General features: G+C 67.8%; 27 protein-coding genes. 19 read left to right on the top strand and 8 right to left on the bottom strand.

What is annotated here, in order from left to right; translation table 11 throughout:
• The first annotated feature begins 2 nt into the window (after positions 1-2).
• From ACIA49_RS02440 to ACIA49_RS02430, 3 genes are read left to right on the top strand one after another with little or no spacing between them, the layout of a single operon-like run.
• Complete coding sequence (locus tag ACIA49_RS02440) at positions 3-491, top strand: hypothetical protein (RefSeq protein WP_396375295.1); 489 nt, start codon at positions 3-5, stop codon at positions 489-491.
• 7 nt (positions 492-498) lie between these two features.
• Positions 499-1,644: a sensor histidine kinase gene (locus tag ACIA49_RS02435; RefSeq protein ID WP_396375294.1), complete on the top strand. Its 1,146-nt coding sequence runs from the start codon at positions 499-501 to the stop codon at positions 1,642-1,644.
• Positions 1,641-2,270 carry a response regulator gene (locus ACIA49_RS02430; RefSeq protein WP_396375293.1) on the top strand — a complete coding sequence of 210 codons (630 nt, stop codon included), beginning with the start codon at positions 1,641-1,643 and terminating at the stop codon, positions 2,268-2,270. Before ACIA49_RS02435 ends, ACIA49_RS02430 begins: the two co-directional genes overlap by 4 nt.
• On the opposite strand, the gene ACIA49_RS02425 is transcribed toward ACIA49_RS02430, so the two are convergent.
• Entirely contained in the window at positions 2,249-2,761 is a 513-nt protein-coding gene (locus tag ACIA49_RS02425) for a DinB family protein (RefSeq protein ID WP_396375292.1), read from the bottom strand. The two genes, ACIA49_RS02430 and ACIA49_RS02425, sit on opposite strands and share 22 nt — an antisense overlap.
• A complete protein-coding gene (locus ACIA49_RS02420) occupies positions 2,758-3,651 on the bottom strand; it encodes an endonuclease/exonuclease/phosphatase family protein (RefSeq protein WP_396375291.1) in 894 nt (297 codons plus the stop codon). The genes ACIA49_RS02425 and ACIA49_RS02420 overlap by 4 nt, the downstream gene beginning before the upstream one ends.
• 116 nt (positions 3,652-3,767) lie before the next feature.
• On the opposite strand from ACIA49_RS02420, the gene ACIA49_RS02415 reads away from it, so the two are divergent.
• Together ACIA49_RS02415 and ACIA49_RS02410 are read left to right on the top strand one after the other, a co-directional pair.
• Positions 3,768-4,163 (top strand): ArsR/SmtB family transcription factor, encoded by a 396-nt coding sequence (locus tag ACIA49_RS02415; RefSeq protein ID WP_396375290.1) that lies wholly within the window; start codon positions 3,768-3,770, stop codon positions 4,161-4,163.
• Positions 4,164-4,166: 3 nt separating this feature from the next.
• Complete coding sequence (locus ACIA49_RS02410; RefSeq protein ID WP_396375289.1) at positions 4,167-5,183, top strand: cation diffusion facilitator family transporter; 1,017 nt, start codon at positions 4,167-4,169, stop codon at positions 5,181-5,183.
• Here ACIA49_RS02410 and ACIA49_RS02405 read toward each other — a convergent pair.
• The gene (locus ACIA49_RS02405) at positions 5,122-5,643 is read right to left on the bottom strand and encodes a GNAT family N-acetyltransferase (RefSeq protein ID WP_396375288.1); all 522 of its coding nucleotides are present in this window, start codon (positions 5,641-5,643) and stop codon (positions 5,122-5,124) included. The two genes, ACIA49_RS02410 and ACIA49_RS02405, sit on opposite strands and share 62 nt — an antisense overlap.
• A 67-nt stretch (positions 5,644-5,710) precedes the next feature.
• Here ACIA49_RS02405 and ACIA49_RS02400 point away from each other — a divergent pair, with 67 nt between their 5' ends.
• The 6 genes from ACIA49_RS02400 (at position 5,711) to ACIA49_RS02375 (ending at position 9,792) form a co-directional block, all read left to right on the top strand.
• Positions 5,711-5,989: a DUF1905 domain-containing protein gene (locus ACIA49_RS02400; protein ID WP_396375287.1), complete on the top strand. Its 279-nt coding sequence runs from the start codon at positions 5,711-5,713 to the stop codon at positions 5,987-5,989.
• 215 nt (positions 5,990-6,204) lie between these two features.
• Positions 6,205-6,465 carry a hypothetical protein gene (locus ACIA49_RS02395; protein ID WP_396375286.1) on the top strand — a complete coding sequence of 87 codons (261 nt, stop codon included), beginning with the start codon at positions 6,205-6,207 and terminating at the stop codon, positions 6,463-6,465.
• 81 nt (positions 6,466-6,546) lie between these two features.
• Complete coding sequence (locus ACIA49_RS02390; RefSeq protein WP_396376027.1) at positions 6,547-7,596, top strand: epoxide hydrolase family protein; 1,050 nt, start codon at positions 6,547-6,549, stop codon at positions 7,594-7,596.
• Positions 7,597-7,694: 98 nt separating this feature from the next.
• Positions 7,695-8,237: a LuxR C-terminal-related transcriptional regulator gene (locus ACIA49_RS02385; RefSeq protein WP_396375285.1), complete on the top strand. Its 543-nt coding sequence runs from the start codon at positions 7,695-7,697 to the stop codon at positions 8,235-8,237.
• A 31-nt stretch (positions 8,238-8,268) separates the two neighbouring features.
• Positions 8,269-8,895, top strand: a complete 627-nt coding sequence (locus ACIA49_RS02380; protein WP_396375284.1) for a DUF2461 domain-containing protein — start codon at positions 8,269-8,271, stop codon at positions 8,893-8,895.
• 24 nt (positions 8,896-8,919) lie between these two features.
• Positions 8,920-9,792: a helix-turn-helix domain-containing protein gene (locus ACIA49_RS02375; protein WP_396375283.1), complete on the top strand. Its 873-nt coding sequence runs from the start codon at positions 8,920-8,922 to the stop codon at positions 9,790-9,792.
• Positions 9,793-9,985: 193 nt separating this feature from the next.
• Here the strand turns inward: ACIA49_RS02375 and ACIA49_RS02370 are convergent, their stop codons facing one another.
• A complete protein-coding gene (locus ACIA49_RS02370) occupies positions 9,986-10,858 on the bottom strand; it encodes a helix-turn-helix domain-containing protein (protein WP_396376026.1) in 873 nt (290 codons plus the stop codon).
• 490 nt (positions 10,859-11,348) lie between these two features.
• Between ACIA49_RS02370 and ACIA49_RS02365 the strand changes: the two genes are divergently transcribed.
• Complete coding sequence (locus ACIA49_RS02365; RefSeq protein WP_132403887.1) at positions 11,349-11,540, top strand: hypothetical protein; 192 nt, start codon at positions 11,349-11,351, stop codon at positions 11,538-11,540.
• A 23-nt stretch (positions 11,541-11,563) separates the two neighbouring features.
• The gene (locus ACIA49_RS02360; RefSeq protein ID WP_132176115.1) at positions 11,564-11,752 is read left to right on the top strand and encodes a hypothetical protein; all 189 of its coding nucleotides are present in this window, start codon (positions 11,564-11,566) and stop codon (positions 11,750-11,752) included.
• Between the two features lie 176 nt (positions 11,753-11,928).
• Here ACIA49_RS02360 and ACIA49_RS02355 read toward each other — a convergent pair whose 3' ends face one another.
• A complete protein-coding gene (locus ACIA49_RS02355) occupies positions 11,929-12,162 on the bottom strand; it encodes a DUF397 domain-containing protein (protein ID WP_391543154.1) in 234 nt (77 codons plus the stop codon).
• Positions 12,163-12,441: 279 nt separating this feature from the next.
• On the opposite strand from ACIA49_RS02355, the gene ACIA49_RS02350 reads away from it, so the two are divergent.
• Complete coding sequence (locus tag ACIA49_RS02350) at positions 12,442-13,251, top strand: SigB/SigF/SigG family RNA polymerase sigma factor (RefSeq protein ID WP_396375282.1); 810 nt, start codon at positions 12,442-12,444, stop codon at positions 13,249-13,251.
• 136 nt (positions 13,252-13,387) lie between these two features.
• Positions 13,388-14,122: a hypothetical protein gene (locus tag ACIA49_RS02345; protein ID WP_396375281.1), complete on the top strand. Its 735-nt coding sequence runs from the start codon at positions 13,388-13,390 to the stop codon at positions 14,120-14,122.
• On the opposite strand, the gene ACIA49_RS02340 is transcribed toward ACIA49_RS02345, so the two are convergent.
• Both ACIA49_RS02340 and ACIA49_RS02335 read right to left on the bottom strand, forming a co-directional pair.
• A complete protein-coding gene (locus ACIA49_RS02340) occupies positions 14,119-15,582 on the bottom strand; it encodes an alpha/beta fold hydrolase (RefSeq protein ID WP_396375280.1) in 1,464 nt (487 codons plus the stop codon). The genes ACIA49_RS02345 and ACIA49_RS02340 overlap by 4 nt on opposite strands.
• 89 nt (positions 15,583-15,671) lie before the next feature.
• On the bottom strand, positions 15,672-17,279 hold the full coding sequence (locus tag ACIA49_RS02335; RefSeq protein WP_396375279.1) for a hypothetical protein: 1,608 nt from the start codon (positions 17,277-17,279) through the stop codon (positions 15,672-15,674).
• A gap of 87 nt (positions 17,280-17,366) precedes the next feature.
• On the opposite strand from ACIA49_RS02335, the gene ACIA49_RS02330 reads away from it, so the two are divergent.
• Positions 17,367-18,467 carry an NAD(P)/FAD-dependent oxidoreductase gene (locus ACIA49_RS02330; protein ID WP_396375278.1) on the top strand — a complete coding sequence of 367 codons (1,101 nt, stop codon included), beginning with the start codon at positions 17,367-17,369 and terminating at the stop codon, positions 18,465-18,467.
• Here ACIA49_RS02330 and ACIA49_RS02325 read toward each other — a convergent pair.
• On the bottom strand, positions 18,415-19,251 hold the full coding sequence (locus tag ACIA49_RS02325; protein WP_396375277.1) for a helix-turn-helix domain-containing protein: 837 nt from the start codon (positions 19,249-19,251) through the stop codon (positions 18,415-18,417). The genes ACIA49_RS02330 and ACIA49_RS02325 overlap by 53 nt on opposite strands.
• 109 nt (positions 19,252-19,360) lie before the next feature.
• Between ACIA49_RS02325 and ACIA49_RS02320 the strand changes: the two genes are divergently transcribed.
• The 3 genes from ACIA49_RS02320 to ACIA49_RS02310 all read left to right on the top strand — a co-directional run bounded on the left by ACIA49_RS02320 (position 19,361) and on the right by ACIA49_RS02310 (position 21,524).
• Positions 19,361-20,191: an ABC transporter ATP-binding protein gene (locus ACIA49_RS02320; RefSeq protein WP_396375276.1), complete on the top strand. Its 831-nt coding sequence runs from the start codon at positions 19,361-19,363 to the stop codon at positions 20,189-20,191.
• A complete protein-coding gene (locus tag ACIA49_RS02315) occupies positions 20,188-21,015 on the top strand; it encodes an ABC transporter permease (protein ID WP_396375275.1) in 828 nt (275 codons plus the stop codon). Before ACIA49_RS02320 ends, ACIA49_RS02315 begins: the two co-directional genes overlap by 4 nt.
• Positions 21,016-21,260: 245 nt before the next feature.
• A complete protein-coding gene (locus ACIA49_RS02310) occupies positions 21,261-21,524 on the top strand; it encodes a hypothetical protein (protein ID WP_396375274.1) in 264 nt (87 codons plus the stop codon).
• Positions 21,525-21,553 lie beyond the last annotated feature (29 nt).

The following is a 21,553-nucleotide window of genomic DNA, read 5'->3' as shown; positions in this document are numbered from 1 at the left end:
CCATGTCGGCCCACGTCGTACTGGCAGTCTTGGTAGCGGCCTTCGTTCTGGTGCGCGTGGTCGGCCGGCAGCTCACCGGCTCGATCGTCACGCAGCGCTCGTTGTTCGTGATGCCGGGCGTGCTGCTCACCCTCGGCCTGTTCTCGCTCTCGTCGGTCGTCGATGTCGCCACCCCCGCCCAGATCGCGTTCCTGGTGCTGGACTGCCTCGTCCTGATCGGCTTCGGTGTCGCCCGCGGTGCCAGCCTGAGGCTGACCGCCACGCCGGAGGGACTGTGGCAGAAGGGCACCAGCGCGACGCTCGTCCTGTGGCTGCTCACCATCGGGATCCGGATCGCTGGTGCCTTCGCCTCCGCGGCGATCTGGCCGCACAACCCGGTCAGCCAGGCCTCGCTCGTCTTCACGATCGGCGTGACGATCGCCGCCCAGAGCGCGACGATCTACCGCCGGGGCCAGAACCTGCGCATCCCGATGGCCACCCAACGGGCATGATGGGACCGTGGAACTGACGCTCCGGGACCGGGTACGGCGCTCCGCCGGACCCGGCGCGGTCTTGCGGGCGCTGCCCAGCGTGCTGGTGGCGTTCACCGTCGCCACGGATCACGGCGACCACCGGCTGCCGTTCCCACTGATCGTGGCGCTCGCCGCGATCGTTGTCATCAGCAACGGCTGGCTCGTCCTCCTCCGTGACGGCGAACCGATCGGAAGATCGGTCTACGCCCTGCTGGCCTTCGCGCTCGCCGGATCCCTGCTGTGGTTCGCCTTACCGGGCAGTGCGCTCATCGCCTTGCCGTACTGGGTGGCGCGCGTCGCTGTCCGCTACCACCGGCCCGGCCCGGTCGAGTGGGTAGTGGTCGGTATAGCCACTGTCGGGGCGACCGTGCCGTTCTATCTGGCCTCGCATTCGGTCGGCGTCGCGTTCGGCGTCATTTTCGGTATGGCGGCTCTCGTGCTGGCGTCGACCAACCGGCGGAATCGCGAGACCCAGATGGAGGAGCTCGAGGTCTCGCTGGCTCGCAGACAGACCGCCCTCGAGGAACACGGCCGCGCCGCCGCGTTGGCCGAGCGGGCGCGGATCGCCCGCGACGTGCACGACGTACTGGCGCATTCGCTGGCCGGCCTGTCGCTCAACCTGCAGGGTGCGCGGTTGATGCTCGTTCGCGACGGCGCATCGGCCGAGGCGATCGAGCAGGTGACGCGTGCACAAGGCCTCGCGGCCGACGGACTGGCCGAGGCACGCCGTGCGGTCGCCGCATTGCGCGATGACTCGGTCCCGGACGAAAGAGCGCTCGCCGACCTCGTGACGGCGTACAGGCTGGAGAGCGGTGCAACCGCAACCTTCGAAACCTCCGGTACGACGCGGGAGCTGCCGGCTGACGTGATGAACGCGCTGTACCGGACGCTCCAGGAGGCGCTGGCCAACACTCGCAAGCACGCGCTCGGTGCTCCGGTGCTGGCGACACTCGAGTACGGCGACACGATCCGCCTGAGCGTCGAGGACCAACCGGGGAGGCGACCGGATCGTGCGGAGCCGGGCGGTTATGGTCTGGTCGGGATGCGGGAACGGGCCGAGCTGCTGGGTGGGTCACTGGTGGCCGGGCCGACCGCGCAGGGTTGGCGAGTCGAGCTGAAGGTGCCGGGATGAGTGTGCGGGTGGTGGTGGCCGACGATCAGACGGTCGTTCGCGACGGTCTGGTGACGTTGCTGAAACTGCTGCCCGGAATCGACGTGGTCGCGGCCGCGTCCGACGGTGCCGAGGCGGTGCGAATGGTTGCCGAGCACAACCCTGACGTCCTGCTGGTCGACCTGCGGATGCCGAACGTGGATGGCGTCGAAGCCACTCGCCAGGTTCGCACCGAGCACCCGCGGACCGAGGTCGTCGTACTGACGACGTATAGCGATGACGACTCGGTACTGTCCGCGCTGCGGGCCGGGGCGCGCGGTTACCTCACCAAAGACGCCGACGCCGAGTCGATCGGCCGCGCCATCGAGGCGGCCGCTGCCGGTCAATCGATCCTCGACGCCGACGTCCAGCGCCGCCTGATCGAAGGCGCCGCGACCGCCCCGAAGCCGGTCGACACCGGCCTGACTCCGCGCGAGCTCGACGTCCTGCGCCTGATCGCCGAAGGCCTCTCCAATACCGAGATCGCCCGGCAACTGTTCGTCAGCGAGGCAACGGTGAAGACCCACATCAACCACCTCTTCGCCAAGGCCAACCTCCGCGACCGCGCCCAAGCGGTCGCCTACGCCTACCGACTCGGCCTCGCCTGACGCACCGCATCCATCAACAGGTCGATGTGTCCGCGATGCTGCGCCGTCTCCTCGATCATGTGCAGATAAACCCAGCGCAGACTCACGTTCTGGCCCCCGAACGAACCTCGCTTCGCCCGATCGTCGAGTGCTCCGAACGTCGCCGTGATCGCCCGACTGGCCGCGCATGCATCGACGTACAGCCGGCGCAGCTCCGCCACAATGTTGTCGCGCGCGGAGTTGATCTCCCAATCGGGATCCTGGTCGAAGGGCGCCGAGCGCCACGGTTCGGCACTCGGCGCATCGAGGAGCTTGTGGTTGAACCAGAGGTCCTCCACCGAGGCAAGGTGCTTGACGATGCCGCCGATGGTCAGACCGGTGGCAGGTAGCACCTGCGCGGTTGCTTCGGCATCGGTCACCTCGTCGAGGGTCCGCAGTACGCCGTTCCGGTGGAAGTCGAGGAATTGTTCGAGGCTGTCGCGTTCGCCGGCGGTGACATCGGGATAGATCACCGGTCGATGGTGACAGATCCGACGACGATGCGGTGGTCGGAGCAGGGCTTGCCGCCGGTGCAGTTCTGCGCGATGGCCAGCGAGTCCTCGGAGTACGAGCTCTTGAGGTGGTTCTTGCGGACGAAGATCAGGTCGATCTTCTTCGCCTGACCCGCACAGCCCTCGGTGTTGTTCTCGGTGGTCTTCTCGCCGTAGCCGGGACAGATCGGGTCCAGGTCGTCGAGCTCACGGTACTGGCCGCGGTTCTGGATGTTCACGTCGGTCCGCAGATCGGCGTCGTACCAGTCGTCGAGCCGTCCCCAGCTCGGTTGCGCGTTGAGATCACCGGCGAGCAAGGTGGTGTCGCCGTTGGTGTTCTGCTGCTCCAGCACGGACAGCACCTTCTGCAGTTGCTGGACATTCGTACTGTACGGCGTGATGTGCGCCGTACAGAAGCGCAGTTGGGGGCGCGCGACCAGCGGCGCGCAGAGCAGTTGGCGCTGCTCCTTGGTCTCGTCCTGGGGGAGGAGGACCTTCTGCGCGGTGCCGAGTGGGAACTTGCTGAAGATCGCCTCGCCGAAGGCCTCACCGTTGCAGACGTCCGCGCGCTGCTCCGCGAACCGGGAGAAGTTGGTCGTGTCCTGCGGCCAGCCGGCCGTCGCGAGCTTGCCCTGGATCTCCTTGTACTGCTGCCAGCAGATCTCGTTCAGCGCCACGAACTGGGCGCCACGAGCCTGGATCGAGGAGACCGCGCCGCTGACCATCCCGTTGTTGATCAGCGCCTTGTTCATCGCCCAGCCGGCGACGTTCCAGCTCCAGACCTGGTACGTCGCGGTCGTGTCGGCCGCGGCTGGTGTCACCACACCCAGACTGAGCAGGAAGGCGGTCAGGATTCCGGCAAGACGACGCATGAGGCTGCTCCTGGGGCGGTGGAGACGGTCAGTAGGTAGCTTACCGAGGAATTCATCACCCCGTGTATTTCCAACGGGAGTCGCGTCGAGGCGGCTGGGTGCGTTAGCCTCAACATATGAACAGTTCTGCAGATGTGCAGGGTCTGGACGAGTGTGCGGTCCGGCTCGTCGACCCCGAGCGGGTCGCGAGCGTCAACGACCGGATGCCGGCCGAGGCTGCCATCGTCGACACCGCGGACGTCTTCAGTCTGCTCGGTGATCCCCGGCGGTTGAAGCTGCTGGTCGCATTGCTCGACGGTGAGCTGTGCGTCTGCGACCTGGCCGCGGTGACCGGGCTCAGCGAGTCGGCGACCTCCCATGCCCTGCGGCTGCTGCGCGCGCACCGCGTCGTCGCCGTACGGCGGGATGGGCGGAACGCGTTCTACCGCCTGGACGACGCGCATGTGCGGATGCTGGTCGACCTAGCGGTCGCGCATACCGAGCACACCGACGCGATCCACCCGGAGCGCTGAGCGATGGCTACTGGTGTTGAATCCAAAGACGCGGGGCACGGACACGGTCACGGCCATGCGGTGACCGGGGATGCCGACCGGAAGCTGCTGAGCGGCGCGCTGGCGCTGATCGTCGGGTTCATGCTGGCCGAGGTCGTGGTCGGGTTCGCGGCCGGTTCGCTGGCGCTGATCACCGACGCGGCGCACATGCTGACCGACGCGATCGCGATCGTGCTCGCGCTGGTCGCGATCCGGCTCTCCGCGAAGCCGCCGGCCGGTGGGTTCACCTACGGCTTCAAGCGGGTCGAGATCCTGTCCGCCCAGGCGAACGGGATCACCCTGCTGCTGCTCGCGGTGTACTTCGTCTACGAGGCCGTGCATCGGATGATCAACCCGCCCGAGGTCAAGGGCGTGCTGGTCCTGATCACCGGTGTCGTCGGCATCGTCGTGAACCTGCTCGCGACCTGGCTGATCAGTAAGGCGAACCGCTCCAGCCTGAACGTCGAGGGCGCGTTCCAGCACATCCTCAACGACCTGTTCGCGTTCATCGCGACGGCGATCGCCGGCCTCGTCGTACTGCTGACCGGGTTCGCCCGGGCCGACGCGATCGCCGCGCTGATCGTGGCCGCACTGATGCTCAAGGGCGGTATCGCCCTGGTGCGCGACTCGGGCCGGATCTTCCTCGAGGCCGCTCCGGCCGCGATCGACCCGCAGGCGCTCGGCACCGAACTGTGCGCGATCGACGGCGTGGTCGAGGTACACGACCTGCACGTCTGGGAGATCACCTCCGGCGAGCCGGCCGCCTCGGCGCACATCCTGGTCGCCGAAGGTCTCGACTGTCACCAGATCCGGGTCCGGATCGAGTCCCTGCTGGCCGAGCGACACGGGCTGACGCACTCGACACTGCAGGTCGACCACGCCCGCGGCGACGAGATCGACGCGCATTGTTCGGACGCGCACGGCACCGTGCACCGCTCGATCACAGACGTTGGACGAGGACCTGACCTGGCCAGTCCGGGGCATTCTCCCGCTGCACACTGAAGGCCACATCGCGGGTGAACCCCTGCGATTCGTAGTACCGGATCAGCGCCCCGTCGTTCCCGCCGAAGCAGTCCACCCGCACGACCTGTACGCCGGCCCGCTGGGCCAGGTCGCGCGCGTGATCGAGCAGTACGCCGCCGATGCCTTGCCCGGTCGACCTGCGGTCCGTGACGAGCAGCCGCACGTACACCTCGGGCTCCTCGGCCGCGGGGACCGGCGGATGCGCGTCGCCGACGGCCAGCGCGCCGACCGGGCGGCCGTCGTACTCGGCGATCCAGAGCGAGCCGTCGGTCGCCGCGAAGCCGGAGATCTGGGCGATCCGTCGCGGGCTGGTCGAGTGCGGATCGGTACCCCATTGATCGGTGCGCCCCTGTGCCACCAGCCACTCGGTTGCGCCGTCCAGCAGCGCGAGGACCGCTTGGACGTCGTCTGGGCCGCCTGGTCGCACCGAGATTTCCACGTTCTCCAGGGTAGATGTCGAAAACGGTCTGCCAGTCTCTACCTAGGGGTGAAGAAAGGAGCTCACCGTGAGCGCACAGAAGCTGGACAAGACCTTCACCGCACCGCTGCTGAAGAGCCCGGCCAAGGGTGGCTGGACCTACGTTCAGCTGCCGGGATCGGCGGAGTACTTCGGAACCCGCGGCCTGGTCAAGGTGCGCGGGACGATGGACGGGCATCCGTTCGAGAGCTCGTTCATGGCTCTCGGTGACGGAACGCACAAACTCCCGGTGAAGGCGGAACTCCGCACGGTTCTGGCGAAAAGCCCAGGTGACGAGATCACTGTCCATCTCACCGAGCGGCTCTGACGACGGTCCATGACCGTGTCGACGGTCACAATCTGTCATGTTCTGAGTAAGGACTCTGTGAAGAATTACAGCTGACGGCCTCCTCGGCTGGGGAACATCTGGTCCGGACCGTAAGTTCGGAGGCGGGTGGTCCGTCGAGATTTGGGGTGAAGATCCGTGCAACGGGGCTCGCGTGGTGTGCTGTCGGCATGCCCTCATGCACCGGGGTGGCCGTCGTGACGCTGCTGAACAGGGTGCTCGGTGTCGCCGGGGTGGTGGTCCTGCTGGGTGGGATCGCGCTCGGGTTCCGCTCGGTCTCGTCCAGCGGCGCCTACTGCGGCTCGGCCTTCCGGACCGCGGCCGGCATCACGCCGATGACCTGCGACAGCGCGCTGAGCAGCGCCGGCACGCTGGTCACCGTGGTGATCGCGGTCGGCGCGGCGCTGCTGATCGCGGCCATCGCCGTAAAGAAGTTCGCAGGTCGCGTCGACGCTTGAGAGGCTGGGTCCGATGACTATCGAACCCTTCCGGCTGGCTGTCCCGGATGCTGACCTCAATGACCTTCGCGCGCGACTGGACTGGTCCGGTGGCCGGACGAACTCCCCGAGGTCGGCTGGGAGTACGGCGTACCGCTCGGCTATCTTCAGGACTTGGTCGCGTACTGGCGCGACGGCTACGACTGGCGGGCGGCCGAGGCGCGGCTGAACGAGTGGCCACAGTTCACCACCACGATCGACGGCGCCCGCGTGCATTTCGCGCATCTCCGTTCGGAGGCTCCGGACGCGATCCCGCTGATCCTCACGCACGGCTGGCCGGGTTCGATCGTCGAGTTCACCGAGGTCGCCGGCCCGCTGCTGGAGTCCTTCCACCTGGTCATCCCGAGCATCCCCGGCTTCGGGTTGTCCGGCCCGACCCGCGACCGCGGTTGGGAGTACCAGCGGATCGCGCGTGCCTGGGCGGTCCTGATGGCCGAGCTCGGCTACGACCGGTACGGCGTACAGGGTGGTGACTGGGGTGCCGCGATCTCGCGGGAACTCGGGCGCATCCACCCGGAGCGAGTGATCGGCGTCCACCTCAACCTCATCCCCGGAGGCGGCGCGACCGCGGAGCCGACGCCGGAGGAGTTGGCTCCGCTTGATCAGGCCGAGCGTGATCGGACCTGGGCGTCGTGGCGACGGTTCGAGGCCTGGTCGAAGGACGAGCAGGGGTACGCCGATCTGCAGTCGACCCGGCCGCAGACACTGGCCTACGCGTTGACGGACTCACCGGTCGGGCAGTTGGCGTGGATCGTGGAGAAGTTCGTGGCGTGGAGTGATCCGGCGAGCGAACTCGATCTCGATCACCTGCTGACGAACGTGATGCTCTACTGGCTGACCCGAACCGCAGGGTCGGCGGCCCGGGTCTACTACGAGCGCGCGCACGCGTCGTACGGGGATCAGACGTCGACCACTCCGACCGCCTTGCTCGATCTCGCGCACGAGAACTTCATCCCGTTGCGGCACAAGGTGGCGCGCACCGACAACATCGTCCGCTGGACGAGTCACCCGCACGGCGGCCACTTTGCGGCCATGGAACAAGCGGCCGTTTTCGTCGGGGACGTCCGTGCGTTTTTCATGAGTCTTTCCTAAAGTAGGTCCTGGCTGGGGGGCCAAAGCTGGGGGGCGGAGCCGTGATCCGAGTGCTGCTCGGACACCGGGGGGCATTGCTGCGGGGGGCATTGGCCACGGTGTTCGCTACCGAAGACGATCTGGATGTCGTGGCCGTTCTGGACCACGCGGACGACGTGTTGTCCGCGTCGGCGCGGGAGCGGCCCGACGTACTGGTGCTGGACGCCCACCTGCCGGGGGCCGTCGGGATCGACGTGCTGGTACGGCGCTCTGCGGCCGGCGTACTGGTGTTGTCCGACCGGGAATTGTCGGGGGCCGCGAGTCTGCGGCTGGTCCGGCAGGCGCCGCGGGTGGGGTTCATCGGGACCGACTCGTCGCCTGGTGAGCTGATCGGCGCGATCCGGCAGATCGCCCGCGGCCAGGCCGTGCTGGATCCGCAGCTGATGCTGGCCGCGATCAGGGTGCGCGACAATCCGCTGACCGATCGCGAGTGTGAGGTGCTGAAGCTGGTGACCACCGGCGCGACCGCGCAGGAGGTGGCCCGCAAGCTGTGCCTGAGTGCGGGGACCGTGCGCAACTACCTGTCCCGCATCCTCACCAAGACCCAGGCGCGGTCGCGGATCGAGGCGATCCGCAAGGCCGAGCAGGCCGGCTGGATCTGAACTGTAGGTCGGCACGACTAGGGTTGCCGGTATGGGATTCACCGGTTTCCCGGCGGCTGCGCTGGACTTCTACGACGACCTCGAGATGGACAACACCAAGACGTACTGGACGGCGCACAAGCACGCCTACGAGGAGTCGGTCCGGACGCCGATGGCCGCGTTGCTGGCCGAGCTGGAGGCCGAGTTCGGCAAGGCCAAGCTCTTCCGGCCGTATCGCGATGTCCGCTTCGCGAAGGACAAGACGCCGTACAAGACGCATCAGGGTGCCTTCATCGACGTGGCTCCGGCCACCGGCTGGTACGTCGAGGTCTCGGCACCCGGGGTGCGTGTGGCGGCCGGTTTCTACGAGGCCAACGCGGAGCGGCTGGGCCGGGTGCGCACGGCCATCGACGAAGACCGTCGGGGCAAGCAGTTGGAAGGACTGCTGGCCGACCTCACCGCAGCCGGTTGGACTGTCGGTGGCGACCGGCTCAAGACCAGCCCGCGCGGGTACGACGCCGACCACCCGCGGATCGAGCTGCTGCGGCACAAATCCCTGACGGTCACCAAGTCCTACGGCTTCGAACCGATCATCCATACGCCGGAGCTCGCCGAGGCCATCCGTGCGGACTGGAAGTCCACCCAGCCCCTCATCACCTGGCTGACCGACAACAGCTGAACGCCGCGCTCGTAGACTGAGGGGATGCCGACCCCGCCCGGCCCGCCCACCGTGCGTCTCCGCCGCCTCGCCGCCGAACTGAGCTCGCTGCGCGCCGAGGCCCAGCTGACGCGGGAGCAGGTCGAGGAGCAGACCGGCGTCAACCAAGGGACGCTGTGGCGGCTCGAGAAGGGCCGGGCGAAACCACAGAGCGGCACCCTCGAGACCCTCTTCGACCTGTACGGCGTGCCGCCCAAGCGCCGTACCGAGCTGATCGAGCTGGCCAGGGACGCGAAGAGCCCTGGCTGGCTCGGGCCGTACCGCGTCTACGCAGACGAGATCTCCCCGGGCTACGCCACCTACATGAGCTTCGAGGCCGAGGCCAGCACTCTGCACAACTTCGAGGCCTTGCTCATCCCTGGTCTGCTGCAGACGCCCGAGTACGCGCGGGCCAGCCTGCTGGACGTGGTGCCGATCCCGGAGGAACGGATCGAGGAGCTGGTCCGGGTCCGGGCCGAGCGGCAGGCCATCCTGACCCGGCCGGCGCCGGGACGGGAGGAGCCGGTGCAGTTCTGGGCGGTGATGGACGAGGCGGCCCTGCGCCGCGAGGTCGGCGGCCGGGCGGTGATGCGTGCGCAGCTGCGCCGGCTGCTGGAGCTGAGCGAACGGCCCAACATCAACCTGCAGGTCATCCCGTTCGACAAGGGCGCGCATCCGGGGATGATCGGGTCGTTCATCCGGCTCGGCTTCGGCAACACCGCGCCCGATCTCATCTGCGAGGAGCGCTGGGCCGGGAACCTCTTCCTCGAGAAGGAATCCGAGGTCGAGCGCTACGGGATCGTCTTCGACACGCTGCGGGCGATGGCGCTCGGCCCGCGGGACACGGTCGCGATGATCGCCGGGCTGGTCGCCCGCTAGTTATCCACAACCTCGCGTTTCGAGGTCCTGTTCGGCCGTCCAGATTCGGATGGTCCGCGGGCGGCGCCGTTCCTAGGCTCGACCCATGATGATGACGCCCGTGACCGAAGCCTGGGACTGACAGTTCGCCTACCGATGACGACGCCGGGACCGGGGCCCCGGATCAGGCGTCAGAAGTTCGGTCGGCACGGTGTCATTCGTCGAAGTCGCGGCGGATCCTGGTGAGGATGTCGCGGGTCTTGTTCGGCGGGGGAGCGGCGACGCAGAGCGCCTCCATCGTGGCCGTGTACTGATCGAGGTCTTCCTGCTTGTCCAGGTACAGCGCGCTGGTCAGGTGCTCGATGTAGACGACGTCGGCGAGATCCGGCTCCGGGAAGCGCAGGATGCTGTAAGCACCGCCGGTGGCCGCGTGGCCGCCGTCGTTGAAGCCCATCACCTGCAGCGTCACGTTCGGCAGCGCGCTCATCTCGATCAGATGGTCGAGCTGCATCATCATGGTCTTCTGGCCACCGATCGGCCGGCGCAGCACTGCTTCGTCGACCACCGCCCAGAGCCGGACCGGCGTCGCCCGGGTCAGCACCTCCTGGCGGCTGATCCGCAGGTTGACCCGGCGCTCGACCTCTTCGGCCGTGACCAGGCCGCGGCCCAGCTGGACGACCGCGCGGGCGTAGTCCGTGGTCTGCAGCAGACCGGGCACGAACTGCAGCTCGTAGGAACGAATCAGCGCGGCGGCCGACTCCAGTCCCAGATAAGAGTGGAACCAGCTCGGCAGCACGTCGCCGAAGCGGTGCCACCAGCCGGGGTTGTTCGCCTCGCGGGCCAGCGCGAGCAGCCGCTCGCGCTCCTCGCCGTCGTCGAGGCCGTAGAGAGTCAGGAGGTCGCGGACGTCACGCTCCTTGAAGCCGACCCGGCCGAGCTCCATCCGGCTGACCTTCGACTCCGACGAGCGGATCTCCCAACCGGCATCCGACCGGCTGATTCCGGCGGCCTCACGCATCCGGCGCAGGTGCGCTCCGAGGATGATGCGGAGTGCTGTCGGCCCGCTTTGCGCGCCCGACTCGGTCACACTCACCTCCGGCCCCCAGTGCTGTGTTATCAGCGTTGTCCTCAGCGTCCTCACTGCGACTCCGGCCGGAACCGGGCTCGCAGGCAGACATCATCGCATGCCCGAGCCTGAATCTGCCGAAGTTCTTACATAAGCCACGCGAATCGCCATCGGTCGTGACGTTCGGTGATCCAGCCCGTCCCGGACACCCTACTCATCGCCTTCCTTGTCAGGACAAAGTCGGCGTACCGACAGGCCGTCGAACGGCGTTCGGCCGGGCTTCGGAGGGCTGATCCAGGCGTAAAACGGTCGATTGTTATCTCAAATTGGAAAACGTGCGGATGCACGTGCATCGGGCGCTTGCATTCGCAGCGTGCCGACGCCATGATTACTTCATGCACAGAAGGTGAGCTGGATCTCGCAAACTGTTACGGCGCGAGAGCTGGCAGGCCGGTCCTACAGATCGCTGGTGACGAGTGCGCCGGCATGACTGGTTGGGGAACCCGAGTCGATGATTGACGACGACAGTGAGGTAGCCGAGCACACCGCCTATGCAGGCGGGCGCGCGCCCGACGAGCTGACTGAGCGGGAGATCCAGGAGCTGGTGGCGCGCTGCCCCGAGCAGCAGCGCTGGGCCTTCGAAGGATGGCTGCGCGGAGTCCGTCAGCTCGACGGCGACCCCATCGTGAGCCTGGCCCCATGAACGCAGACCGAGGAGGACGGAAGATGGTAAGGATCTGGCTGGGAGATCACCTGATCGCGGAGTACCTGGCCGAACCTGACCGTGCCTCCCGGTACCAGCGCGTGATGACGCCGAAGTTCACCGGCCTGCGGATCACCGTGGACAACGCGGCCACCGGCAAGGCCTCCGAGCTGCCGAGCAGCGAACAGCTCTGGCCGCTCACCGTGCAGTAGTAGTACAGACGACGTTTCCGGCAACACCGAAGGCCGGCCCTCCCTCCGAGGGCCGGCCTTCGACGTTGTCCGGGTCCCGCGGAGCTGTCCGCACGACCAGCTGAGGGCATGAAAAAGGGCCCCTTCGTCACTCGCCTGGCGAAGGGGCCCTGGTCCTTTTCAGGAGACTGCTCGAGTCAGACGAGGTAGTCGAACTCCCCGTCCTGGGCGCCGCCCAGGAAAGCCTCGATCTCCGCTTTGGTGAATACCAGTGCCGGTCCGTCGGTGTGACGCGAGTTCCGCATCGCCACGCCGCCGCCCGGCAGCTTTGCCACCTCTACGCAGTTGCCCTGGGGGCTGCTCCGCTGGCTCTTCTTCCACACCAGCTCTGTCATGGAGTCGCCGGGCATGCCGTTGTAGATAGCAGTCATCAGCTGCACCTTCCGTACGTCCTTGGCATATGCACGTGCATTTGGGCTTGCATTTGCATCGTACATGTTTGGAGGCTCTGTGTCTGCTCCATTACCCGCAGTCATGTCAAGAGGCTCAAACGACCGTTGGAAGGGCTCTTTCGCTCGCACACGGTGAGCAGACCGGGGTGTTTCGCGGGTCGGCGCATGCGATCCGGCCTGGTGGGTACGGGCAGCAGGCAGGCATGACCGTGGTTCAGCTAAGAGCTACGCCGTGACGACAGTCGCGAGGTCATCCAAATGAAGAGCTCCACCACTGTTCAGTGTTCTACCGCGGCCGATCGCGCCGCGCGTGAAGCGACCACCCGGGTCCTGATGGAACGCCGGGCCGCCAGCACCGACGAGACCGAGCGGCAGGAACTGCTCGAAGAGGTCGTCGAGCTCAATCTGGAGATGGCGCGCGGGATCGCCCGCCGGTTCCGCGGCCGCGGTGCGGAGGCGGACGACCTCGAGCAGGTCGCCTACCTGGGCCTGGTGAAGGCCGCTCACCACTACCGGCTCGAGGCGGAGACGCCGTTCATCGGCTTCGCCATCCCGACCATCCGGGGCGAGGTGAAGCGGTACTTTCGCGACTGCGCCTGGACCGTCCGGATCCCGCGCCGCCTGCAGGAGATGCAGGGCACGATCGCCGGCAAGCTGCCGGAGCTGGAGCAGGCGCTCAACCGCGAGCCCACTCCCGCCGAGCTGGCCGAGCACCTCGACGTCGAGGTGACCGAGGTCGAGCAGGCGATGGCCGCGAAGGGCTGCTTCAACGTGCTGTCGCTCGACCGTCCGGCCGAGACCGACGCCGACCTGACGCTGGCCGATGTGGTCGCCGACGCCGAGGACAACAGCATCGACCAGCTCGAGACGGTCGAGATGCTGCAGCCGGTGCTGTCGGATCTCAACGACCGCGAACGCCGGATCCTGCACCTGCGCTTCATCGAGGGCTGGACCCAGTCCGAGATCGGCAAGGACATCGGCGTCAGCCAGATGCAGATCTCCCGCGTGCTGCGCAAAACTCTCGACGACCTCCGCGCCAGACTCGCCCCGATGCCGGTCGCTGCCTGACCCCTTGCCCCCAGCAACCTCCCGTCAGCCGGGAGGGCCATGACGCGACTCGCCTGGGCTCGTTGAGTACGGCGAGTGGTGCGGACGGCACAATGGGGGAGAACAAGCGGATGGAGCCGGTGGTTTGGCGTTCGGGATGATCAGGACGGTGCCCGCGGACGCGGCTGCCATCGTGCGGGCGTACCCGCCGATGGTGGTCTGCTTCGCGGCCGCGCTCAGCGGGACCGCGCTGGTCTTCGACGTCTTCTATCTGGTGGCGAGCCCGGGTCTCACGCTGGCGCTTGTCTATACGGTGCCGGTTCTGGCCGGGTTGATCGCCGGCCTGGTGGCCGCGGCCGACGATGTCGGTCTGGAGCGGCGGGTGCTGCTCAGGACAGTCGGGGTGGCCGTTGCTGTCGGCGTCACCAATGCGGTCGTGGTGGCGATGCTCGCCGCGATGACGCGCACCGGCCCCTCGAACTGGGGCTCCGGCCTGCAGGCGATTCTGTTCGCGGGTCTGACGATCTTCGCGGTCGCGGTGATGGTCGCCGCCTGGAGCCGACTGATCGACGTACTCGGAATCGAGCTGCGCACCAAACTGCCCCGCCGGACGGTTCGGCCGCCGGTGGCTGCGGTCGCGGTGGCAAGCGTCCCGCGGGTCAGTAAGGAGTCGGCCGCGCGAGCACCAGCCCCGCCGCCGCCCCCTCCGCCGCCACCCGCCCCGACGGAGCGGACCGTGCCGCTCTTCGTTCCGCCGCCACCCAAGGTGGTCGACCTCGACGAAGCCCGGCCGGTCATCCCGTCCGCCCCGGCAAGCGGGGGCCATGCGGCTCGCCCCCGCCGTACGACGTCTCGCCGTCCGAACAAGCCCGGACGACGACCGGGCTACTAGCAGACCTGGTCAGTCGCCGGCAGTTCGCCACTGAACAGATAGGACACGACCTTCTGGTCGGCGCACACGTTGCCGTACTCACCGAAGATGCCGTGCTTGCGGGCGCCCGCGACGGTCAACGTCCGTGAGCCACTGATGCTCTTCTTCAGTACGGCGGCATTCTCGTGCAGCGTCCGAGGGTCGTACTCGCCGCCAACGATCAGCGCGTGCTCCGCATTGGCGATCCGGGTCGGTGCCTCCTGCGGCTTGACCGGCCAGAACGCGCACGGCGAGATCGTGCGGGTGATCGGCGCGTAGTGGGGTTCACGAGACCGATGCGCCTGGATGTCGCGCCAGTAGACCTGCGGATCGCGCGGCGCCGTCGCGTCGCCACAGACGATCGCGGTCTGGGCGCTGATGGTCTGCGACATCGCGGGGGAGAGGATCAGATCGAGGAGTTCGCCCACGTCGGCCCGCGGCTCCACCGGGCCGTCGATCGCCTTCACCAAGGTCTGCACGAGGACGGCCGCATCGGCGCGGGCAGGATCCCGGTCGTCGTTCATCGAAACGAAGAGCAGCATCGGCACCAGGCCTTCGCCGACCTTGTGCCCACCGATCTCCAGGTCGGTCGTCCGCACGTGCCGGTAGACGCGGTCGATCGAGGCCAGCACCTGTCGGGTCGTCGCTCCGAGCTGGTACGTCGAGTTCCGCGCGGCCGCCCAGGTCGCCCAGGCCCGCAGGTTGTCCTCGTTGACCGGCCCGGTCGGTTGGAGCAGCCGCGGACTGTAGGTCGCGGGGTTCACCGGACCGTCCAACACGACCCGATCGGTCCGCCCCTGGAACATCTGGAGATAGACCGCCCCGAGATGGCTGCCATAGGAATAGCCGAGATAGGAGACCTTCTGCTCGCCGAGCGCGCTTCGCACCTGGTCCAGGTCCCGGGCGGTGTTCCGCGTGTTGACGTACTGCAGCACCGACCCGGCCTCCGCCGTACAGCGCTTCGCGATGTCGGCCTGGATCGCGACATCCCGCGCGTACGACGCCTGCGTGCTCCCGCTCGCCCACGGCCAGCCGGCGAACGGCAGCTTGCAGTCGATCGGCGTACTGCGGCCGACGAACCGTGGGTCCAGCCCGATCAGGTCGAAGCGCTTGCCGACGGTCTGCATCGCCTCCGGCCGGTCGAGTGCGGCGCTCAGGCCCGTGCCGCCGGGACCGCCGTTGTTCAGCACCAGCGCGCCGATGCGGTTCTCGGTCGCCTTGATCCGCGACATCGCCAGCGTGATCTTCGGACCGGTCGGCCGTGAGTAGTCCAGCGGTACCTTCAGCTCGGCACATTGGGCTCCGGCCGCGTCGAGCGCCTTGCCTTCCTCGTCGTCGGCGTTCAACGTGCACTGGTGCCAGTCAAGAACCGGTGCCGCCTGCGCGACAACCGCCGTACTGGTCGATGCGCACACAAGTGCCAAAGCCAGCAGTAGTTTCATCGTCCCCTCCTTGAAGTCACTGCAGACGCTAGAGCTGACCTCCCTGCGTCTGCAGTGGCTCAAGGACCCACATGGGGGTAGTTCAGGCGCTACCCGGTGATTGCCCCTAAGTGCCAAGGGCCGGTGCCGGGGGCGTGCTGGTAGAGCCAGGTCGTCGGCAGCAGTACGACGAGTTTGCCGGCCGAGTCGGTGTTGAGAACCGGGTCGACGGTGGCCGGGGCGGCCTGGTTGGTGGTGGCGTCACGGATGATCGTGGCGTGCCACGGGTCCGAGCCGGGCACGTTCTGCCAGCCGTGCAGGATGCGGTTGTCGGTGGTCCGGACGAAGTACGTGAGCTTGCCGCTGTTGTCCATGCTGATCACCGGATCGCCGGCGAGTTGCACGGTCTCGACGCCGTCGGTGTCCGTGGTCGGCGGTACGACGGTCGACTGCCAGGTGTCCGCACCCGGGGTCGCCTGCCAGCCGTGCTGGAGCTTGCCGTCGGTCCCGCGAGCGAAGTAGACGAGCTTGCCCGACACATCGAGCCCGACCGACGGATTGCCGACGATGCCGGTCGCCGCGAGCGTGCTGATCACCCACGGACCGGTACCCGGCGCGGCCTGGCGGCCGTAGCGCAGCTTGCCGTCGGAGGTGCGGGCCAGGAACGCGATCCGGCCGAGCACATCCTGCGAGACGACCGGATCACCATCAAGCTGCACGGCCTGGCCGGCTTCGTCGCGGATGATGGTCGCGTGCCAGACCGAGCTGCCGGGCTGGTCCTGCCAACCGTGCAACAGGCGGCCGTCGCTGGTCCGGACGAAGTACGTCAACTTGCCGCGGGCATCGATCACTGCGGCCGGGCGTCCCACCGGCTGAACGGTCTCGACACCATCGAGGTCGGTGGTCGGCTCGATCGTTGCCGACAGCCACGGTCCTGCACCCGGGTTCGTCTCCCAGCCGGTGCGCAGCTTGTTGTCCGGTGTGCGCGCGAAGTAGTACGCCCGCCCGATCGAGTCGGCCGAGGTAGCGATCGGTACGCCGGGAACCACGCCACCGGGCGGATCGATCGTGCCGGTCTGCCAACTGGTCGACGCCGGACCGGTCTGCTCGGACAACTGGACCGCGCCGTCCGCCGTCGCCTCGAACCGCATCAGCCGGCCGGTCACGTCCTGACCGATCGACGACACCGGGCTCGCGGTCGCACCCACCACCTTGTTGTACCGGTACGGCGTGAACGTCTTCAGATAGCTGTTCGTCCACGTCCGCTCTTCGGCGATCCGGCCGGTCTCGTACTCCTCCCGCACGATCGGCCGCGTCCGCGCGGTGTCGAACCAGCGGACGAACATCGCCGCGTGGTTCACGCCGCCCGATCGCCGCCACAACGCGTCGCCCGGCTGCAGATCGTCGTACGTGATCTGATGCATGACCGTCGGCAGCGTCGCCGTACTGAGGGAGCTGCTCAGGTGCCAGGCCATCGACAGGTAGCCCGAGCAGTCGCGGCGGTAGCTGCCGAACTCGTTCACATGCGGGCTGTTGTTGTCCTGGCTGTACGGAACCTTGTCGCGGATCCACGACGCCGTACGCAGCAGCATCTCCTGCCGCGAGACCGGGCCGTTCGCGACGCTCTCGATCTGCAGGTCGGTGGCCTGCGCGGTGGTGGGAGCGACCAGAGCTGCCCCGAGCAGCAGTACGGCGGTCGCGAGGAGGCGGATTCTCATGCCATTGATCGTCGCCGTCGGCCGTCACCGCGAGAACCTGTTCGAACAGCCTCGAAGAGCCAGTAGACCAATGCGACACTAGGCGTTGTGTGGGACCTGGTGATCGTCGGCGCCGGACCGGCCGGAGCCGCGACGGCTCTCGGCGCACTCGCCGTCGACCCGAGCCTGTCGGTCGCGCTGCTCGACCGGCACGATTTTCCCCGCGACAAGACCTGCGGTGACGGCATCGCCCCGCACGTCTTCGACCTGCTCGCCGCGGTCGGCGTCACCGGCCTCGTCGACGACTGGACCCCGGTACGGCGCTTCGTCCTGACCAACGGGACTGTCGGCGTCGAACGCGACATGGCTCGACCCAACTGGGTGGTCCCGCGCGCAGTCTTCGATCACCGCCTCGTGGTGGCCGCCCGAACCGCGGGTGCACAGCTTGTACGGCGACGCGTGCGCCGACTGGATGAGCTGGATGGCCGGTTCGTGGTCGGCGCCGATGGCGCGCACTCCGTCGTACGGCGGGAGCTCGGGGCACCGCCTGGTCCGGTCGCCCTCGCGATTCGCGGCTACGCGCCCACGCCGCCGGCCCGGTCTGCGAGTCAGGTGATCGCGTACGGCGCCGGCCGGCAACCGTCGTACGCGTGGTCCTTCGATCGCGGTGACGGCTGGTCGAACGTCGGGTACGGCGAACGCCTCACCGACGGCCGTCCGCATCCAACGCGCGCCGACCTCCTCGCGCAGCTGGACCAGTTGCTGCCCGGCGCGACCGATGGTGGCAACGCATGGCAAGGCCATCACCTCCCACTCACCGGTTGGTCGTGGCGACCGCCCAAGGGGCCGGTGCTGCTCGCCGGGGACGCCGCTGGCTTGATCAACCCGATGACCGGCGAAGGCATCTATTACGCGATCGCCACCGGTCTGCTCGCCGGTCGAGCGGTCGCGGAATCCCTGCGGAGCAACGAATCTGATGCCAGCGGCCGCTACAACCGGAGCGTCCGGAAACTCCTCGGTCGCCATCTCCGCCACACCGCACTGACGGCGTACCTGACCAACTCGCCGCACGTCCTCACCCGCGGCATCCGCGCAGCCGCCGCCGATCAGACGGTCTTCGACGACCTCGTCGAACTCGGCCTGGCCGACGGCACGATCACTCCCCGCCTGCTGCGAGGTCTGCTCGTTGCTCGGGGCTCAGCCGAGTAGTCGAACCGAGCTCCAGCGCGGTCTTCACCCGGTCAACCGACCAGCCCAGTACGGCGGCCGCCCGCTCGTCCTCGATCACTCGACCGGCCTCGCGGTACGTCGCGAGCATCGTCAACGCATCGTCGATGACCTCGAACCCAGGCCCGCCGCTCATGTCGTCGGCGAGCTGTCCGAAGAAGTCGGCCATCTGTGCCAGCCGGCGACCGGCCGGGCTGTCGGGACCGAACAGCTCGGCGCCTTCGGCCGCGGTCTCGGCCCAGTTCAGGTTGGTTCGTGAGCTGATCTTCCAGGCCTGCTGCCAGACGTCCTCGGCCATCACGTAGTGCTGCAACCGGCGGCGCGGATCGGGTTCGCGGTGCAGCATGCCGACCTGTTCGAGGTAGCCGATCGCCTTCGAGATCGAGGCGGGACTGACCTGCAGCGCGGTGACGAGCTCGGCCGCGGTCAGGCTGCGGCTGTCGGCGGTGTAGAGCCGGGCCAATACCCGTGCAGCCATCCGGGGGAGTCCGCCCTCGACCATGATCGCGGCGAACTGTTCGGTGTACTGGTCGGTGTCGCTCGGCCGTTGCGCGGTCTGCGGCCGTGCGCGCCGAGCCCGCGACGAGGTGGCGTAGTGCGCGTGGTCGGCGCGATAGCCGCGTCCGCCGCCGTTGCGTGCGACCTCGCGGCTGATCGTCGAGGTCGGCCGGTCGAGCTGTCGGGCGATCTCGGCGTACCCGAGTCCTTCGTTCAGGCCGGCCGCGATCGCGCGCCGCTCCTGATGGGACAGCCGGCCACCGGGCATTGGTTCACCTTCAAGTCATTGCAACATCGGTGCGTTAACTCCCATATCATTGCACAGATCGGGCTGTATGAGCTTTCCGCAGCTATGAACGCAACGTAGCTTTCGAGCCATGATGAACGTTCAGGGTTTGCAGATGCGGTACGGCGAGGTCGACGTACTGCACGATGTGTCGTTCGCGGCGCGGCCGGGGGAGGTGCTCACCCTGCTCGGCCCGAACGGCGCCGGGAAGAGCACGACGATCGAGATTCTCGAAGGCTTCCGGCTGCGATCGGCAGGCCGGGTCGAGGTGCTCGGCGTCGATCCGGCGCATGCCGATGAGAGCTGGCGTGCACGGGTCGGGATCGTGCTGCAGTCCTGGCGCGACCACGGCAACTGGCGAGTGGATGAACTCCTGCACCACCTCGGCGTGTACTACGAGCGGCCGTGGCCGACCGGTGAGCTGCTCGCGGAGGTCGGCCTGACGGAGAGCGCCGGGAAGAAGATCCGGATGTTGTCCGGTGGTCAGCGGCGGCGGCTCGACGTGGCGATCGGCATCGTCGGGCGGCCCGAACTGCTGTTCCTCGACGAACCGACCACAGGCTTCGATCCCGAGGCGCGCCGCGAGTTCCACGAGTTAGTCGCCCGGCTCGCGACCGAGCACGGCACGACCATCCTGCTCACCACTCACGATCTGGACGAGGCCAGCCGGCTCGCGGACCGGATCCTGATTCTGAACGGCGGCCGAATCATCGCCAGTGGGACGACTGCCGAGCTGACCGCCGCGATCGCCGGTGAGGACGAGGTCCGCTGGAGTATCGACGGGCAAGGCTTCCGGAAGAAGACGGCGGACTCGACGGGGTTCGTCCGCGGCCTGTTCGCCCAGTACGGCGAGGAGCTCCGCGAACTGGAGGTCCGCCGGGCCTCGCTCGAGGACACCTACCTGGCGCTGGTGGCGTCGTGAGGGCGGGATGGCAGCGCGGCCTGATCGAGCTGCGGCAGTCGTTCACCAACGGGCCTGAGCTGGTCAGCCACTTCCTCTGGCCGGTGCTCACGCTGGCTGCACTGTTCTTCCTCCGGCATCGCGACTTCGGGTCGAGCGGCCTGCTGCTCGGAGCGTTGGCGCTGCCGAGCATCCTCGGAATGAACGCGGCGATGGGCCTGGTCAGCATGAGTCAGCAGCTGACCGCCGACCGGGAGGACGGCACGTTGCTGCGAGCGAAGGCGACGCCGAACGGCATGCGCGGCTACCTGGTCGGCAAGGTCGTCTCGGTGGCCGGCTCTCTGCTCGCAGACCTGGTCATCGTGCTGATTCCGGGGCTGATCGTCGTCGGCGGTCTCAGTGTCGATGCGTCCGGTTGGCTGACGCTGGTGTGGGTCCTGCTGCTCGGAATGGTCGCGACCTTGCCGATCGGCGCCGTCCTCGGATCGGTCTTCACCTCGGCCCGGGCGCAGGGCCTGATCCAGCTGCCGACGCTCGGCTTCATCGCGATCTCGGGCATCTTCTACCCGATCACCGCGCTGCCCGGCTGGCTGGAGTGGATCGGCCAACTGACCCCGATCTACTGGATGGGACTCGGGATGCGGTCGGCGCTGCTGCCCGACGAAGCGGTGGTGGTCGAGGTGGGTCAGTCGTGGCGGCATTTCGAGACGGCCGGGGTGCTCGCGCTCTGGGCGGTCGCCGGTCTGCTGCTCGCGCTGGTCGTGCTGCGCCGGATGGCGCGCCGGGAATCGGGCTCGGTGGTGTCCGCCAGGCGGGAATCCGCGCTCCGCCGTGCCGCCAGGTGAACCGGTTAGTCCTGCGGATCGTTGCTACCCGGGAGGAGCGTTAGGAATGAGTGAAGATTGCCCGCCCGGGTGGGCCTGGACTTCAACGACCGTGGCTAGGCGCGTTAGATTTGATCAAATCTGACAAGCGTCCAGGGAGCGTGAGCGTGCATGCAGCGTCTGACCACCGCGATTTGGTCGGGCTTGCCTGCCCTCCTGTCGAGTCCGAACCCGGGCCGGCGTCCTGGTCTGCCGCAGGCAGGGACGTGCTGAGCAAGCTGCTCGGTGCAGTGGGCGTGCTTCTGCTGCTGACCGGGCTCTTCCTCGCCATCCGTCCACTCGCGGTCGACAACGTCAGCTGTGGGTCGGTGTACTCCCCGGACAAGGGCGTCACCCCGATGCAGTGTGACGATCGCCTCGACCAGCGGATGACGCTGGTCGGCGGTCTGGCCGGGGGTGGGATCGTGCTCGCCGCTGCCGGATTCGGGTACGCGGCCGTCCGGGAACGCCGTACCCGGGTCGAGTCCTGACGCCTGAGCGGACCAGCCCTTAATTAGCA

It is taken from the genome of Kribbella sp. NPDC051587, assembly GCF_044453945.1.
In the GTDB taxonomy this organism is placed as follows: Bacteria; Actinomycetota; Actinomycetes; order Propionibacteriales; family Kribbellaceae; genus Kribbella.
Note: the sequence above shows the minus strand (reverse complement) of the source record. Positions and strands in the feature narration are given on the sequence as shown.